The following is a 13,069-nucleotide window of genomic DNA, read 5'->3' as shown; positions in this document are numbered from 1 at the left end:
TTTTGTCGCGGTAAGGTTGAGCGGTTAGCTTAATCCGCGTTGTTTGTTGCGAAGTCTCACCGATCGCATATCCATCTTCGCACCGGGCTCCCCCAAGCCTGGCCCCACCCAAGCAAAGCCGTCGAGCGAACATGGGTCGCTTGGCGGCTTTGTCATTGTGTCGACAAGAGGATCATTTCGGTTATGGCGCGCAAGCCCTGGTCGTTCAAGGAAGACCGCCGGCTCATGGAGTTGGCCAAGTCTTCGGCTTCGCTGGAGCAGGCGGCGAAACTTCTCGGCCGCTCGCCGGATGCGATCAAGCGCATGGCTTTGCGGCTTGGTCTTTCGCTGAAGTCGAAGACCGGCAAGAAGGGCTAGTCCCGGAAACAGTTCGTCGCCGACGGCAGCTTTGCGCAATGTTGATTTGGCTGGCGATCAACATCGCTTTCGTGGTGCTGCGGCTGCGGGCCGTCCGCGATCCCGCCGCGCCCCGCACCGACAGGTCCGGCAGACCTTATCCGGAGGCCGTCTCCGCCCGCCTCCGGTGAACGCGGCCAGGCGTCCTGCCTTCAGTCCGCCCGGCCGTTCAGACCTAGTTGCGCGTCTTCTTCTGGGAGCCCATCCCGGGGCTGGTTCCGTAATTGGGTGTCCCCGTCCCCTTGAAAGCTCCACCCATGCTGTCCGAGCCGGAATTCGTGGCCGTGCCGCTGCGGGTGGTGGGCTGATTGCCCGCTGGCTGATCTTTGGTCCCCTGCGCGGAGGCCACCGAGCTTCCGAGGACCAACGACAGGAGGAGGCTTAACGTCCTGATCATACTGCTCAACTTTCATGCTTGGGCCGCGCGGACCATCGGTCAGGCAAACCACGCGGTCGCCCTTCCGGGGCGGTCCGGCCGTTAAACCCTATCTTAGCCCCCGCTGGCTAGGATCAATTCCCAAGATAATTCTCAAGATCAGTTCCAAGATCAGTCCCAAGATCAGTCCCCTGCCTCACCTGAATTCCACCCGGACCGGATGAGACACCAGCGACCGAACCTGCCGTTTGTGGCGCTCGTGCTTGCGAGCATGATGGCGTTCGGGCTGGCGGGCCATTTCGCGGCAGAGGCTGTCATTCGCCACCAGCAGGTGCACCAGCTGAACGAGCTGACCGAGGTGGTTCTGCGCCGCTCCGAACTGGCTGTCGATTTTGCCGCGGCCAGCCTCGACGAACTCGCCAAGCGCGATCTTGCCAGCTGCGCGCCGGCAGCGCTGCAAGCCATCCGGCTCCACGTCTACCAGCGCTCGGCGATCAAGGACGTCCGTCTCGTCAATCCGGACGGATCGGTGGTCTGCTCGGCCTATTCCGAGACGCTCGAGTTCGACAAGGGATGGGCGGATCGCCGCGACATGCTGCCCTCGCGGGACAAGAAGCTCTCCCTGTTCCGCGTCGAGCAATTCGGCGGTGACGCGTTGGGCGTGCTCAGGGACGTCAATCGCAGCTCGGCGCTGGTGGCCATCGTCGGCATCAATGCCGGCCTGTTCGATCTCATGCCCGCCGAGCTGCGCGCGCACAGCGAGGTGATCCTCGCCTTGAGCAATGGCGAGAAGCTCGGCGAATTCCGGCTCGATGCCGACAAGCCGCTGCCGGGGCCGATCAACTTCGACAGGCAGTCCGCGCGCCTGCCGCTTCACGCCACGATCCGGCTCGAGCAGGCGGTGCTTTCGAGCTGGAACAGCGAGGCCTATTGGCCGGCGCTCGCGGTCGCGCTCGGACTGGGGGCACTCTTCGGTATCCTACTGGCACGCAGCCGCCGGACGGAAGGGCCGGTCGCCGACCTCGATCGCGCCCTCGCAGCCGGCGAATTCAAGCCTTACTACCAGCCGATCTTCGACCTCAGGACCGGCCGGATCACCGGATGCGAGGTGCTGGCGCGCTGGGTCCGGAAGGACGGCTCGGTGGTGCCGCCCATGAACTTCATTCCGCTGGCCGAATCCAGCGGGCGCATCCAGGCGATGACCTGGCAGTTGCTGCGATCGGCGCTCTCCGATCTGCAGGTCGTGCTGAAGGCGGACAAGAGCTTCAAGATGTCCGTGAATGTCGTGCCCAAGCACCTTCTGAGCGCCGGCTTCGTTGAAACGCTGCGGCGCACGGTGCTGACGGCGAGAATCTCCGCACGCCAGATCGTGGTCGAAGTGACCGAGCGCGACGAGCTCGACGATCTCGCGCACGCCGCGACTGTGGTCGCCGAGCTGCGTGACCATGGCTTCCGCGTCGCCATCGACGACGTCGGTGTCGGCCATAGCGGCCTGTCGCGGCTGAAGGGGCTCGGCGCCAGCGCAATCAAGATCGACAAGTTCTTCGTCGACACCATCACCGAGGATGCGTCGACCACGACGATCGTCGAGATGCTGGTCGCGCTCGCCAGGGATTTTCGGATGACGGTCGTTGCCGAAGGCATCGAGACCGAGGAGCAGCGCCGTGCCCTGATCGCGTCCGGCGTCGAAGAAGGACAGGGCTATCTCGTCGCCGCTCCGCTCCCATTCGCCAAATTCAGCGAGCTCGTCGAGTCGCGCCGCCTCTCCGCAGCCGCGGCACCGGCTGGCGACGTCCTGGTCGCCTGACCATCCTCCCCGGCGCCCAACACGGCGCTTTAACGATGTTCTCGTCTTTCGAAGCGGTACGATTTCCGAGCGGCTATGGTAGGCCATGCGTCGAAATCACCTCATCGCAGCCGCGGCCATCTGCCTCGCTCTCATCGTCTATGCCACCTTGGCAAGACTGGCGGGGCGGCCGGCGCTGATGGGGCATCACGAGGCCTATTGGATCGTCGTGATCGAGCGCTTCAGTGCCTACGGCCTGTTGGGCTTCCTGCTGTCCTTCCTGTTGCCCGGCCGGGTCGCTCTGGCCTGCTCGCTCGTCGTGGCCGTCGCCATGGGGCTGGAAGTTCTGCAAACGCTGATCCCCGATCGCGATCCGGGTTTCCTCGACGTGCTGCAAAAGGCGGCGGGAGGCACCGTCGGCGTCCTGCTCGCACAGACGATCCTGGCCTTCCTGCCCCGCCCGCCAGCCTGAAGATCACGGCGACAATCTCTTCAGCGCCGCCGGGACATCATCCCTACTTCATCATCTGCCCGCGCAGTTCGCCGCCCGGGTTCGCGGCCGTATGGATGTTCGCGTACCATTTCCCGGCCAACAGATCGGCCGCCTGAGCGTCCGTCAGGGCGGCGCTGCCCTGGATCGGGCTTTGAACCGTCTTGAACGGCAAAGCGATGCCGGCATTCTTGCCCGCTTCACCCGGACCATGGAAATGAGCCCCGATCACCGGCCCCGTCAGATCGGCATAGGTGACCGTATAGGTCAGGACTTTCGTCTCGCTATCGAACGTGGCCTCGGCCCTGCCTGAACCGGAGGAATTGTTCGGAGGGACTTCATTGCTGCCCTTGAGCTCGGCCTGCAGCTTGACGACCTCGGCACGCGACGGCGCGGCTGCGACGATCAGGAGCCCACCGAGCATCGCCGTTCCCCACAACGTCGCGCCGATCCGATCCCTGGCTTTCCTCATGGCATTCTCCTGCGGGCTCTTGGACCCGTTGCGGTTTAAACCCCGACCCCCGGCTCGAAATTCCGGAAGGCGAGTCTATGCCTGATTCGCGAAAGGCTATCGGAGATCCCGCTGGCGGCATCAGGAGCGAGCGTGACGCGAGGCGCTTAGGCTGCCCCGCGCTCGCGGAACCCGGGCGGTGCCAGCTTTTCGGCCATTTGCCTGTGCGTGGTCTGGAGCGCCTCGATGGCCCCGTCGAGATCGAAATCCGCTTCGCGGATCGATGCGAAGAACCTGGCCGTCAGCGCCAGGTCAAGCTTGACGCGCGTTGCCCCGTCGCGGCTCTTGCGGCGGTCGAGCGACAAATGGAGGGCTCGCAGCCTGGCCTCTGCCGGCGTGCAGCCACAGAGCGTCGCCAGTTCGTCGTAGGTCATCCAGATCTGGGGCATGTTCTCGTTCATTCCCTTGCAGCGGCCGCATCCTAGCGTTCTGCGTGTAAATGCACCGTTGCCGCGCCGCCGTCGCAGCCCGTTTCACTGCGACACCGTCATCGCAAGACTAAGATACGGGAGGCCTCGCAGGCGCAGGGAACTGGCGCGGCCGCGAACGGCTGTCGAGGCCCTTGGGCAATTTGTCATTGAGCTTCACGACAGCGGATCGAGCCTCCGCAGCCGGCGCCTCGTCCCGGCAGAATATCAGCGTCACCTCGAACATCACGTCGGGCGCTTGCTTGGCTTTTCCGGAGCAGGTCGCCAGCGCGCCGCTGCACACGCCCGCGAGTTCGACCTCGACCTCGTCCAGACCGAACACGGTCGGCGGGCCCTCGGCATACCGCCGCGTGGTCAGCACGGCCGTGAAGTGCTGGTCGTCAGCGAACCGATAGGACCCGCCATAGGTGAAGAAGCTGTCGCTGCCGGAGATCCGTCCATTCGCCAGATGCACGATGCCCGTGCCCTGGGCGCGCGGTGTCCTGAACCAGGCCGCGTATTTGCCGTCTCGCATCATGGAAGCACCCACCGTAAAATCCACCGGTATTTGCAACCAAGTCCGGGGCGCGACAATGACCGACGCAGCGAGCATTCCGCCACGGTTAATGCCCTGCAAAGCCAACCCGTCAAATTGCCCCCGCCGCACGAGGCAATCGCTGCGGCGCGTCAGAACAATTCTATGCCGTCGTCCGCCGGCTCGACCGCCTCGACCCGGCGCGAGGCGGCGGTCGATACCAGTCCGAGCGTTTGCAGGAAGTCGCGATGAACGTCGCGCTCGCGTTCCATGGTGTAGCGCGCGAAGAGATCGTCGAGGATCGCCTGATCCTGCACCTCCAGCTGTAGCCGCTGCGCACCCGCGCCCGCAGTCTCCAGCCGCGCGGCGACCGCAGGCAGGGCCGCCGAGCTTTCGCCGAGCGTGGTCATCAGGCCCTGGGCCGAATTCATCAGCCTCTCGAATTCCGCGCCTTCGTTCACGAGCCGGCTCATCTGCTTGCCGAGCCGCTCGGTCGCCGTCGAGCGAGGCGGCCTCGATCCGCGCGCTGCGCGCGATGATGGTGATCATCTGGATGTGCTTGAACAGCGGCTTGAGCAGCGAAGACGCCTCCGCCGTGCTCTTGCCGATCGTCTCCAGCAGCGCGCTTTCCGCGGGCAGCGCCGCGGGGCAGCGGGCCACGCCGTTTCAGAAGACCGAAGCCACGCCCGTCCCGATATAGAGAGTGCAGCGGAGCGCCCTCCGGTCGAGCCCGTCCCGGCCGCCTGACAATTCGACCAACAGCTTGCCGCGGCTCCGTTTTCTCCGGTCGCCGGGTTGAACCTGTTCCTGCTAGAGTAGCACCAACAACATAGAGTGATTCTGGTCACACTTGCCTGGAAACCCTGCTGCTAAGCATCGGACCAGGACGGGGACTGGTCATACCGTCGGTCGAACTGGATGAGAATTGCAATGAAATGCCTGATCGGCGCCGCTGTCGGCGCGTTCTGTGTTGCGGCTCCTGCCTTGGCGGAGACGCCGGCCGCCATCGTCGAGGATGTGCAAGGCAAGGTCGACGGCGTCGAATTCATGGACTATGTCGCGGCCGGCAAGATCATCAAGCTCGGCCCCAAGGCCAGCATTACGCTCAGCTATCTCAAATCCTGCCTGCGCGAGACGATCAGCGAAGGCGTCGTGCTGGTCGGCGCCGAGCAAAGCACCGTGCAGCTCGGCGAGGTGCAGCGCGCCAAGGTGCCGTGTGACACCAAGGCGGCGCAGCTCTCCGAACGCGAGGCGAACCAGAGTGCCGCGACCACGTTCCGGACCATGCGGTCCGATGCCAAGGCCGCTCCATCCAGGCTGCCGACGATCTATGGCGTCGCGCCGCTCATCCAGGCCAAGAGCGGCAGCACGCTGGTGATCGAGCGCACCGACGGCAAGGAACCCACGATCAGCGTACCGCTCAAGAGCGACGTCATGACCCGCGGCAAGTTTTATGATTTCGCCAAGGCCGGGAAGTCGCTGACCCCGGGCGGCAGCTATCTCGCAAGCCTCGGCAGCAAGCGCTACACCTTCCAGGTCGACGCCAGCGCCACCGCATCGCCCACCCCGATCATCGGCCGCCTGCTGCGGCTCGAATAGCGGACCTAGCGACGGGGCGATGCGGCGGATCGGGGGACGGGACATCGTTGCAGCGATTCTGATTGCGCTCCTGGCGGGCGCAATTTTCACGTCTCCGCCGCTTCAGGTCCTGCAAGGCCTCTCGCTCGACATCCTCACGGCGCTGCGCGGCAAGCTCATTGCCGACCGCCGCGATCCCGCCAATTCACCGGTTGTCGTCGTGGCGATCGACGGTGAGACCTACGAGACGGCGCCCTTCAAGGGATCGCCGACGCAGACCTGGACCCGCGAGATCGGCCGGGTGCTCGGCAGCATCACCGAAGGCGGCGCCAGAGTGATCGGCTTCGACGTCATCTTCAAGAACTCGATCGAGCAGTCGGAGATTCCCTTTGGCGACACCGCCCTTGGCGGCCGCATGAAAGGATTCGATCGGGACTATCTCATCGCGCTGCGGCAAATCTCCGACAGCGGCAAATTGGTGCTCGGCGAAATCCTGAGCAACGACCATCCGGAAGTGCCCTATCGCGCCCAGCAAGTGGCCGTGCGCAACACCGTCCGGGCGCTCAATGTCCACACCGACCACGACGACGTCATCCGGCGAATGCCGCTGAGCTTCGCCATCGAGGGGCGGCCGGTCCCTGCGATGGCGGTCGAGCTCGCTGCGCGCGCGAGCGGCGCAAAGCCCGAGATTGCGCCTTCCGGCGCGACCGATTTGTCCGGCTACGCGATCCCGAGCGCGGTGCCGAATACGATGACGCTCAATTTTCGAGGTCTGGGACGCGACATCCCGACCTTTTCCTTCGTCGACCTGCGCGCCTGCGTCGAAAAGGGCGACCGCGATTTCTTTCGCCGCGCTTTCGACGGCAAGGTGGTGCTGCTTGGCACCGTGCTGAATTTCGAGGACCGCAAGCTCACCTCGATGCGCCTGTCCGGCGGCCACGACGGCACGCCGGCCGCCCGATGCGCCCTGCCCGCGCCGGCAAGCGCGCCGCAGAAATCCCGCAGCGACGTCGCGGGCGTGTTCGTCCACGCCACGGCGGTCCGAAACCTGATGGAGCACGACGCTGTAACCGAGCTCGGCTTTCCGATGCGGGCCATTCTCACGATCTTGTTCGCTGCAATCATTGCCTGCGCGGCCTCCATATTCGTGCCGACCGGGGCGCTCGCGGTCTGGCTCGTCCTCACTGCCGGTTACACCGCCGCGGCCGTTGGCGCCTTCGTTCACGCCTTGGCGCTGCCGCTGGCCGAGCCGGCGCTCGCGAGCCTTGCCGCGATCGCGATGATGATCGGCTACCGCTTCGTGCTGGCCGACCGCGACGAGCGCTTCCTGCGCAAGAGCTTTGCGCTCTACCTCGCGCCCGAGGTGATCGAGACCATGGTCGCCTCCGGCAAGATGCCGGCGCTCGGCGGCGAGACGCGCAACGTCACCATGTTCTTCTCCGATCTCAGCGGTTTCTCGTCCATTGCCGAGACCATGACGCCGGGCGAGCTGGTGACGCTGATGAACGAATATCTGTCCGCGATGACCGACATCATCGAAAGCCATGGCGGCTATGTCGACAAATATATCGGCGATTCCATCGTCGCCATGTTCGGCGCGCCGGCCGACGATCCCGCACACGCAACGAATGCGGTTCGCGCCGCGCTGAAGTGCCACGACAAGCTGGCGGAGCTCAACGCCGACAACCCTGCCTTCGCCGGCCATGGCCTGTCGCATCGCATCGGGCTGAACAGCGGCGAAGCCGTGGTCGGCAACATCGGCTCGCGCCGCCGCTTCAATTACACCGTGATGAGCGACACCGTGAACGTCGCCTCGCGGCTCGAGGGCGCCAACAAATATTACGGCACCGCGATCATGGCCTCCGAAACCACGATGGCGCAGACCGGCGATGCCTTCGCCTGGCGCGAGCTCGACGCGATCCGGGTGCTGGGCCGCGGCGAGGCCATCAAGGTGTTCGAGCCATTGGCCGAGAAGGGCGCGGAGGGCGACCGGCAGGCGAAGCTGGCTGCTGCCTATGCGGAAGGGCTCGCCTGCTGGCGGGCGCGGGACTTTGCGAAGGCGGCTGACGTTTTTCGGCAGATGGCAGAAGCCGATCCGGCCTCAGCGCTGTTCGCCGGGCGCGCGAATGCGCTTGCGGCAAATCCACCGCCGCCGGATTGGACACCGGTCAATATTCTGGAAGGGAAGTGACGACATGCGTCCGCTTCTCACCCTCTCCCCCTGTGGGCAGGGCTATCGCGGATGAGAGCTTTTCCCTGCGGCCATCCTTCGAGACGCCCGCCTTTGGCGGGCCCTCAGGATGAGGACGGAGTGCGTGGCGAGCTTCAACGAGCACCAATGCTGCTTAGCCTCATCCTGAGGAGACCGCGAAGCGGTCGTCTCGAAGGACGAGGCGCGCGCTCAGCTCGCGAGTGATGCCATATGCGATTGCCCTCCCCCTCCAGGGGAGGGTGAAGTGGGGATCGGTCTAAAACGGCAGGCCCACGTAGTTTTCCGCGAGCAGGCGCTGCGCGGTCTCGGACGAGAGCAGATAGTCCAGCTCCGTCTGTTGCAGCCGATCCTCGTAGTCGGGGCGGTCGGGGAAGCGGTGCAAGAGCATCGTCATCCACCAGGAGAAGCGCTGCGCCTTCCAGATCCGGGCGAGCGCCTTGGCTGAATAGCCTTTGAGGCCGGAATCATCGCCGCGCTGATAATGCGCAAGCAAGGCGTGATAGAGATAGTAGATGTCGGACGCGGCGCTGTTCAGTCCCCGCGCGCCGGTCGGCGGCACGATGTGGGCGGCATCGCCGGCGAGGAACAGCCGGCCATAGCTCATCGGCTCGGCGACGAAGCTGCGCAGCGGCGCGATGCTTTTCTCGATCGACGGCCCCGTGATCAAATTGGCGGCGACCTGATCCGGCAGGCGGCGCTTCAGCTCGGCCCAGAACGCATCGTCCGACCAATCCTCGACCTTATCGGTCAGCGGCACCTGGATGTAATAGCGGCTCAGCACCTGGGAGCGCAGCGAGCACAGCGCAAAGCCGCGCTCGTGCTTCACATAGATCAGCTCGGGCGACACCGGCTTGGTGCGCGACAGCACGCCCAGCCAGCCAAACGGATAGACCTTTTCATATTCGCGCAGCACGTCCTTCGGGATCGACTTGCGGCTGACGCCGTGAAAGCCGTCGGCGCCGACGACGTAATCGCACTCGATCCGGACCGTCTCGCCGTTCGATCGATAGGTCACGTAGGGCCGGTCCGACGTCAGATCGTGCGGCGCCACGTCTTCCGCATTGTGCACGACCTTGCCGCCGAGGCGGTCCCGGGCCTCATAGAGGTCGCGCGTCAGCTCGGTCTGGCCGTAGACCAGCACCGAATTGCCGCCGGAATGCTTGTGCAGATCGATCTTGGACAGCACGCCGTCATGGGCGATCTCGAAACCGGTGTGAATCTCGCCCTCGCGGTCCATCCGCTCGCCGCACTGCGCCTCGCGCATCAGCTTGGCAAAGCCATGCTCGAGCACGCCGGCGCGGATGCGGGCGAGAACATGGTCGCGGCTGTATTTCTCCAGCACGATCGTGTCGATGCCCTTGAGGTGCAGAAGCTGGGACAACAGCAGCCCGGACGGCCCGCCGCCGATGATACAGACCTGAACTTTCATTTTTGCGTCCTCCCGTCGGCACTTTTTTGCAGATTTAATGCCGCAGACCGATGGAGGGTTTCGTCATTGTCTTGTACTATTCGAACATGAAAGGGCCTGCCCCCGCGATCCGGATCTATAACCTGTTCGGCGAGTCCGGCGATCTGCCCGACGTCGTGCATTGCGAGACCATCGCGGCGCGCTCGGTGCTGCACGACTGGACCTTGGCCGTGCACCGCCACGCCCGGCTGCACCAGGTGCTGCTGATCGAGCGCGGCGGCGGCGAGGCGACGCTCGACGGACGCGTGGTGCCGTTGAAGCCGATGCAGATCGTCAACGTGCCCGTCGGCCACGTCCACGGCTTCCGCTTCGTGCCCGAGACGCAAGGATGGGTGCTGACCATCGCCGCGGAGATTCTGGACGAGGCGCTGCTCGCCGCCGAGGGCCTGCGTGGCGCGCTGTCGCGCTCGGCCGTGGTGCGCGGCACGCCGCAGATCCGCGCCATCATGAAGCAGATCTTCGCCGAGCACGCAGCACGCGATTTCGGCCGCGCGCATGTGCTGCGCGCGTTGTCGTCCGCCATGATCGGGCTGGTGGCACGCGCGCTCACGAGCGAGAGCGGCGGCAACGGCACGGTCGAATCCAGCCTGTTCCGCCGCTTCGAGGCGCTGCTGGAGCAGCACCATCTGGAGCGCTGGAGCGTCGCGGACTATGCCGAGGCGCTGGCGGTGACGCCGACGCATCTCAACCGGATCACGCGGGCGGCGACCGGCGATACCGCCTCGCACCTGATCCTCAACCGGCTGATCCGCGAGGCGCGGCGGAACCTCGTCTACACCAATCTGCCGGTCTCCACGATCGCCTACACGCTCGGCTTCGAGGATCCCGCCTATTTCAGCCGCGTCTATGCCGCAGCCACGGGCGTGTCACCGCGCGCCTTCCGCGCGCAGCTCCATGGCGACGAGGGCTGACACATCGGACGAACGATCCGGGCGGCGCTTATGGTCGGAGGCCGGCCGCGAACTGTAATTCCGCTGGCTGTCGGTGCGGCCACTTACCTTCGTATAGGGGAAGCTACCCTTTGTACAATTGAGGAAGGGTTGCACGCGCCTTAGCGTGGCTGCATTCGGCGCCCTGGCGCTGGTGGCATCGAACTCCCTAACCTCGGCGCAAGACGGCCCCCCTGTCCGGTCGTCTGCGTCGCTTTTTTCAACAGGGCCGCCGGCGCCGGCATTGCTTTCCGGCCCACACAGCGTGCCCTGACGGCCGGACTGGCTGCTTTCGTTCGGAACGGGGGATTTGTGCAGAATGTCTTCGATCGAGAAGATCGCACTCTTTATCGACGGCTCCAATTTCCATGCCACCTCCAAGGCGCTTGGCTTCGACATCGATTACAGGCGTCTGCTCGACGAATTTCAAAGCCGGGGCACGCTGTTGCGCGCCTTCTACTTCACAACCGTCATCGAGGATCAGGAGTTTTCGTCGATCCGCCCGTTGATCGATTGGCTCGGCTATAACGGATACACCGTCGTCACCAAACCCACCAAGGAGTTCGTCGACGCCACTACGGGCCGCCGCAAGGTGAAGGGCAGCATGTATGTCGACCTTGCCGTGAGCGCGATGGAGCTTGCCGAAAATGTCGACCAGATCGTGTTGTTCTCGGGCGATGGAGATTTTCGTTCGCTGGTGGAGGCCCTGCAACGCCGCGGCGTCCGCGTGACGGTCGTCTCCACGCTCGCCACTCAGCCCCCCATGGTCGCCGACAACCTGCGCCGGCAGGCGGACGTTTTCATTGATCTGGTCGAACTGAGACCAAAGGTCGGCCGCGATCCGGTCGACCGGCTGGCATCTCGCGAGGTGCGGCACCCACCGCAATTCCTCGCGCGCGGAACGATCAAGCGCGACGACCGGGTAGAGTGACCCTGCGGGACGCCGCCCGATCGTCACACGTCGAAGAACACCGTCTCCTCCGGCCCCTGCAGATTGATCGTGAAGGAATACACCACCTTGCCGCCGCGCTCGGTACGCTTTGCGATCAGGGTCGAGCGCCGGGACGGCTGCTCGATCAAATTGAGCACGGGGTCGGCGGCATTGGCGGCTTCCTCGTCCGAGAAATAGAGCCGGGTGTTGAGGCCGATATTGATGCCACGCGCGACGATCCAGACATTGACATGCGGAGCGCATGTCCGGCCCGCTCTGTCGACGATCGCACCCGGCTTGATGGTCTCGAACGTCACGAGACCGCTCTCGAAGTCGGAGCCGGCACGGCCCCAGCCGCGAAACTCCTCACTCAGCGCGCCGGCCGAACGATCGGCCGGATGGTTGTAGCGGCCGCTGGCATTGGCCTGCCAGATCTCCAGCAGCACGTCGCGCAGCGGCGTGCCGGTGCCGTCGAGCACCTTGCCTTCCAGCGTGATGCGCTCGCCCTGCGTATCCGGCGTTGTCAGCACATTCGAGAAGTTCTTCTCGAAGATGTCGAAGCCGGCCATCGCCGGTATCAGTCCGATATGGACGTAGGGCCCGGCCGTCTGCGAGGCGGTTTCCTTGAGATAGTTGAGCGGCTGCGGCATGGCTCAGTTCCCCGCGGTGCGATTTTCAAAATAGGTGGAGCGCTGGCCGCGCAGGACGATGTCGAAGCGGTAGGCGAGCGAGTCGAACGGCGTCGAGGCGTTGAGATCGAGCGGTGCGACCAAGCGGTCGAGCGCATCCTTGTCCGGAATCGTCGTCAGGATCGGGCAGATCGGGATCAGGGGATCGCCCTCGAAATACATCTGCGTGATCAGCCGCTGCGCGAAGCCCGAGCCGAACACCGAGAAATGGATGTGGGCGGGACGCCAGCTGTTGACGTAGTTGCGCCAGGGATAGGGTCCCGGCTTCACGGTGCGGAAGTAGTAGTAACCGGTGTCGTCGGTCAGCGCGCGGCCGCAGCCGCCGAAATTCGGGTCGATCGGCGCCAGATAGGTGTCCTTCTTGTGCCGGTAGCGGCCGCCAGCATTGGCCTGCCAGAACTCGACCAGCGTGTTCGGCACGCCGCGGCCGGTCTCGTCGACCACGCGGCCGTGGACGACGATGCGCTCGCCAATCGGATCGCCGTCCTTGGCGTAGTTGCGGATCAGGTCGTTGTCGAGCGGACCGAGATCATTATGGCCGAACACCGGCCCCGTGATCTCCGAGATCGAACCCTCCAGCGACAGCAGCGCCTGCCGCGGCGAGCGCAGCACGGAGGATTTGTAGCCCGGCGCATGCGCCGGCGGATGGATGGAACGGTCGCGCTGGAAGAAGCCGCCGTCGCCGAGCGGCGGCGTCAGGGGCTCGGGACGGTTGAGGCGGGCGTCCCGCAAGGCTGGCGCCTGGGCATTCATCGTGTCTC

The 13,069-nt window shown here is 64.9% G+C and carries 16 protein-coding genes; 9 read left to right on the top strand and 7 right to left on the bottom strand.

Annotated elements, in window-relative coordinates:
• Nucleotides 1-183: 183 nt before the first annotated feature.
• From E4K64_RS40465 to E4K64_RS21015, 4 genes are all read left to right on the top strand, one after another.
• Nucleotides 184-357 (top strand): hypothetical protein, encoded by a 174-nt coding sequence (locus E4K64_RS40465; protein WP_164718874.1) that lies wholly within the window; start codon nucleotides 184-186, stop codon nucleotides 355-357.
• Nucleotides 358-395: 38 nt separating this feature from the next.
• Nucleotides 396-527 (top strand): hypothetical protein, encoded by a 132-nt coding sequence (locus tag E4K64_RS41630; RefSeq protein ID WP_283812330.1) that lies wholly within the window; start codon nucleotides 396-398, stop codon nucleotides 525-527.
• 465 nt (nucleotides 528-992) lie between these two features.
• Nucleotides 993-2,579, top strand: coding sequence for an EAL domain-containing protein (locus tag E4K64_RS21020; protein WP_135165212.1), 1,587 nt, complete (start codon nucleotides 993-995; stop codon nucleotides 2,577-2,579).
• Between the two features lie 85 nt (nucleotides 2,580-2,664).
• The gene (locus tag E4K64_RS21015; RefSeq protein ID WP_135165211.1) at nucleotides 2,665-3,030 is read left to right on the top strand and encodes a VanZ family protein; all 366 of its coding nucleotides are present in this window, start codon (nucleotides 2,665-2,667) and stop codon (nucleotides 3,028-3,030) included.
• 43 nt (nucleotides 3,031-3,073) lie between these two features.
• On the opposite strand, the gene E4K64_RS21010 is transcribed toward E4K64_RS21015, so the two are convergent.
• The 4 genes from E4K64_RS21010 to E4K64_RS20995 form a co-directional block, all read right to left on the bottom strand.
• A complete protein-coding gene (locus E4K64_RS21010; RefSeq protein ID WP_135165210.1) occupies nucleotides 3,074-3,520 on the bottom strand; it encodes a CHRD domain-containing protein in 447 nt (148 codons plus the stop codon).
• A 146-nt stretch (nucleotides 3,521-3,666) separates the two neighbouring features.
• Nucleotides 3,667-3,948, bottom strand: a complete 282-nt coding sequence (locus tag E4K64_RS21005) for a hypothetical protein (protein ID WP_135165254.1) — start codon at nucleotides 3,946-3,948, stop codon at nucleotides 3,667-3,669.
• A gap of 109 nt (nucleotides 3,949-4,057) precedes the next feature.
• Nucleotides 4,058-4,504, bottom strand: a complete 447-nt coding sequence (locus E4K64_RS21000) for a hypothetical protein (protein ID WP_135165253.1) — start codon at nucleotides 4,502-4,504, stop codon at nucleotides 4,058-4,060.
• Nucleotides 4,505-4,653: 149 nt separating this feature from the next.
• The gene (locus E4K64_RS20995) at nucleotides 4,654-4,932 is read right to left on the bottom strand and encodes a hypothetical protein (protein ID WP_235884732.1); all 279 of its coding nucleotides are present in this window, start codon (nucleotides 4,930-4,932) and stop codon (nucleotides 4,654-4,656) included.
• A gap of 104 nt (nucleotides 4,933-5,036) precedes the next feature.
• Here E4K64_RS20995 and E4K64_RS40460 point away from each other — a divergent pair, with 104 nt between their 5' ends.
• The 3 genes from E4K64_RS40460 (at nucleotide 5,037) to E4K64_RS20985 (ending at nucleotide 8,270) form a co-directional block, all read left to right on the top strand.
• The gene (locus E4K64_RS40460) at nucleotides 5,037-5,201 is read left to right on the top strand and encodes a hypothetical protein (RefSeq protein ID WP_167772160.1); all 165 of its coding nucleotides are present in this window, start codon (nucleotides 5,037-5,039) and stop codon (nucleotides 5,199-5,201) included.
• A 230-nt stretch (nucleotides 5,202-5,431) separates the two neighbouring features.
• The gene (locus tag E4K64_RS20990) at nucleotides 5,432-6,100 is read left to right on the top strand and encodes a hypothetical protein (protein WP_167767638.1); all 669 of its coding nucleotides are present in this window, start codon (nucleotides 5,432-5,434) and stop codon (nucleotides 6,098-6,100) included.
• Nucleotides 6,101-6,119: 19 nt separating this feature from the next.
• On the top strand, nucleotides 6,120-8,270 hold the full coding sequence (locus E4K64_RS20985) for an adenylate/guanylate cyclase domain-containing protein (protein WP_135165208.1): 2,151 nt from the start codon (nucleotides 6,120-6,122) through the stop codon (nucleotides 8,268-8,270).
• Between the two features lie 277 nt (nucleotides 8,271-8,547).
• On the opposite strand, the gene pobA is transcribed toward E4K64_RS20985, so the two are convergent.
• Nucleotides 8,548-9,720 (bottom strand): 4-hydroxybenzoate 3-monooxygenase, encoded by a 1,173-nt coding sequence (pobA, locus tag E4K64_RS20980; RefSeq protein ID WP_135165207.1) that lies wholly within the window; start codon nucleotides 9,718-9,720, stop codon nucleotides 8,548-8,550.
• Nucleotides 9,721-9,770: 50 nt separating this feature from the next.
• On the opposite strand from pobA, the gene E4K64_RS20975 reads away from it, so the two are divergent.
• Both E4K64_RS20975 and E4K64_RS20970 read left to right on the top strand, forming a co-directional pair.
• Nucleotides 9,771-10,670: a helix-turn-helix domain-containing protein gene (locus E4K64_RS20975; protein ID WP_135165206.1), complete on the top strand. Its 900-nt coding sequence runs from the start codon at nucleotides 9,771-9,773 to the stop codon at nucleotides 10,668-10,670.
• 337 nt (nucleotides 10,671-11,007) lie between these two features.
• Nucleotides 11,008-11,619, top strand: a complete 612-nt coding sequence (locus E4K64_RS20970; RefSeq protein ID WP_135165205.1) for a LabA-like NYN domain-containing protein — start codon at nucleotides 11,008-11,010, stop codon at nucleotides 11,617-11,619.
• 23 nt (nucleotides 11,620-11,642) lie between these two features.
• Here the strand turns inward: E4K64_RS20970 and pcaG are convergent, their stop codons facing one another.
• Nucleotides 11,643-12,269, bottom strand: a complete 627-nt coding sequence (gene pcaG, locus E4K64_RS20965; protein WP_135165204.1) for a protocatechuate 3,4-dioxygenase subunit alpha — start codon at nucleotides 12,267-12,269, stop codon at nucleotides 11,643-11,645.
• 3 nt (nucleotides 12,270-12,272) lie between these two features.
• Nucleotides 12,273-13,061 (bottom strand): protocatechuate 3,4-dioxygenase subunit beta, encoded by a 789-nt coding sequence (pcaH, locus tag E4K64_RS20960; protein WP_135165203.1) that lies wholly within the window; start codon nucleotides 13,059-13,061, stop codon nucleotides 12,273-12,275.
• Nucleotides 13,062-13,069: the final 8 nt, after the last annotated feature.

This window comes from Bradyrhizobium frederickii, assembly GCF_004570865.1.
Classification (GTDB): Bacteria; Pseudomonadota; Alphaproteobacteria; order Rhizobiales; family Xanthobacteraceae; genus Bradyrhizobium; species Bradyrhizobium frederickii.
Note: the sequence above shows the minus strand (reverse complement) of the source record. Positions and strands in the feature narration are given on the sequence as shown.

What these genes read in the sequence shown, in the direction of transcription:
- pobA (WP_135165207.1), bottom strand. Translation starts at nt 9,720, where the DNA reads ATGAAAGTTCAGGTCTGTATCATCGGCGGCGGGCCGTCCGGGCTGCTG.
- E4K64_RS20970 (WP_135165205.1), top strand. Translation starts at nt 11,008, where the DNA reads ATGTCTTCGATCGAGAAGATCGCACTCTTTATCGACGGCTCCAATTTC.
- E4K64_RS21000 (WP_135165253.1), bottom strand. Translation starts at nt 4,504, where the DNA reads ATGATGCGAGACGGCAAATACGCGGCCTGGTTCAGGACACCGCGCGCC.
- E4K64_RS21010 (WP_135165210.1), bottom strand. Translation starts at nt 3,520, where the DNA reads ATGAGGAAAGCCAGGGATCGGATCGGCGCGACGTTGTGGGGAACGGCG.
- E4K64_RS20975 (WP_135165206.1), top strand. Translation starts at nt 9,771, where the DNA reads ATGGAGGGTTTCGTCATTGTCTTGTACTATTCGAACATGAAAGGGCCT.
- E4K64_RS41630 (WP_283812330.1), top strand. Translation starts at nt 396, where the DNA reads ATGTTGATTTGGCTGGCGATCAACATCGCTTTCGTGGTGCTGCGGCTG.
- E4K64_RS21015 (WP_135165211.1), top strand. Translation starts at nt 2,665, where the DNA reads ATGCGTCGAAATCACCTCATCGCAGCCGCGGCCATCTGCCTCGCTCTC.
- E4K64_RS20985 (WP_135165208.1), top strand. Translation starts at nt 6,120, where the DNA reads ATGCGGCGGATCGGGGGACGGGACATCGTTGCAGCGATTCTGATTGCG.
- E4K64_RS40465 (WP_164718874.1), top strand. Translation starts at nt 184, where the DNA reads ATGGCGCGCAAGCCCTGGTCGTTCAAGGAAGACCGCCGGCTCATGGAG.
- E4K64_RS20990 (WP_167767638.1), top strand. Translation starts at nt 5,432, where the DNA reads ATGAAATGCCTGATCGGCGCCGCTGTCGGCGCGTTCTGTGTTGCGGCT.
- E4K64_RS21020 (WP_135165212.1), top strand. Translation starts at nt 993, where the DNA reads ATGAGACACCAGCGACCGAACCTGCCGTTTGTGGCGCTCGTGCTTGCG.
- E4K64_RS20995 (WP_235884732.1), bottom strand. Translation starts at nt 4,932, where the DNA reads ATGAATTCGGCCCAGGGCCTGATGACCACGCTCGGCGAAAGCTCGGCG.
- E4K64_RS40460 (WP_167772160.1), top strand. Translation starts at nt 5,037, where the DNA reads ATGATGGTGATCATCTGGATGTGCTTGAACAGCGGCTTGAGCAGCGAA.
- E4K64_RS21005 (WP_135165254.1), bottom strand. Translation starts at nt 3,948, where the DNA reads ATGCCCCAGATCTGGATGACCTACGACGAACTGGCGACGCTCTGTGGC.
- pcaG (WP_135165204.1), bottom strand. Translation starts at nt 12,269, where the DNA reads ATGCCGCAGCCGCTCAACTATCTCAAGGAAACCGCCTCGCAGACGGCC.
- pcaH (WP_135165203.1), bottom strand. Translation starts at nt 13,061, where the DNA reads ATGAATGCCCAGGCGCCAGCCTTGCGGGACGCCCGCCTCAACCGTCCC.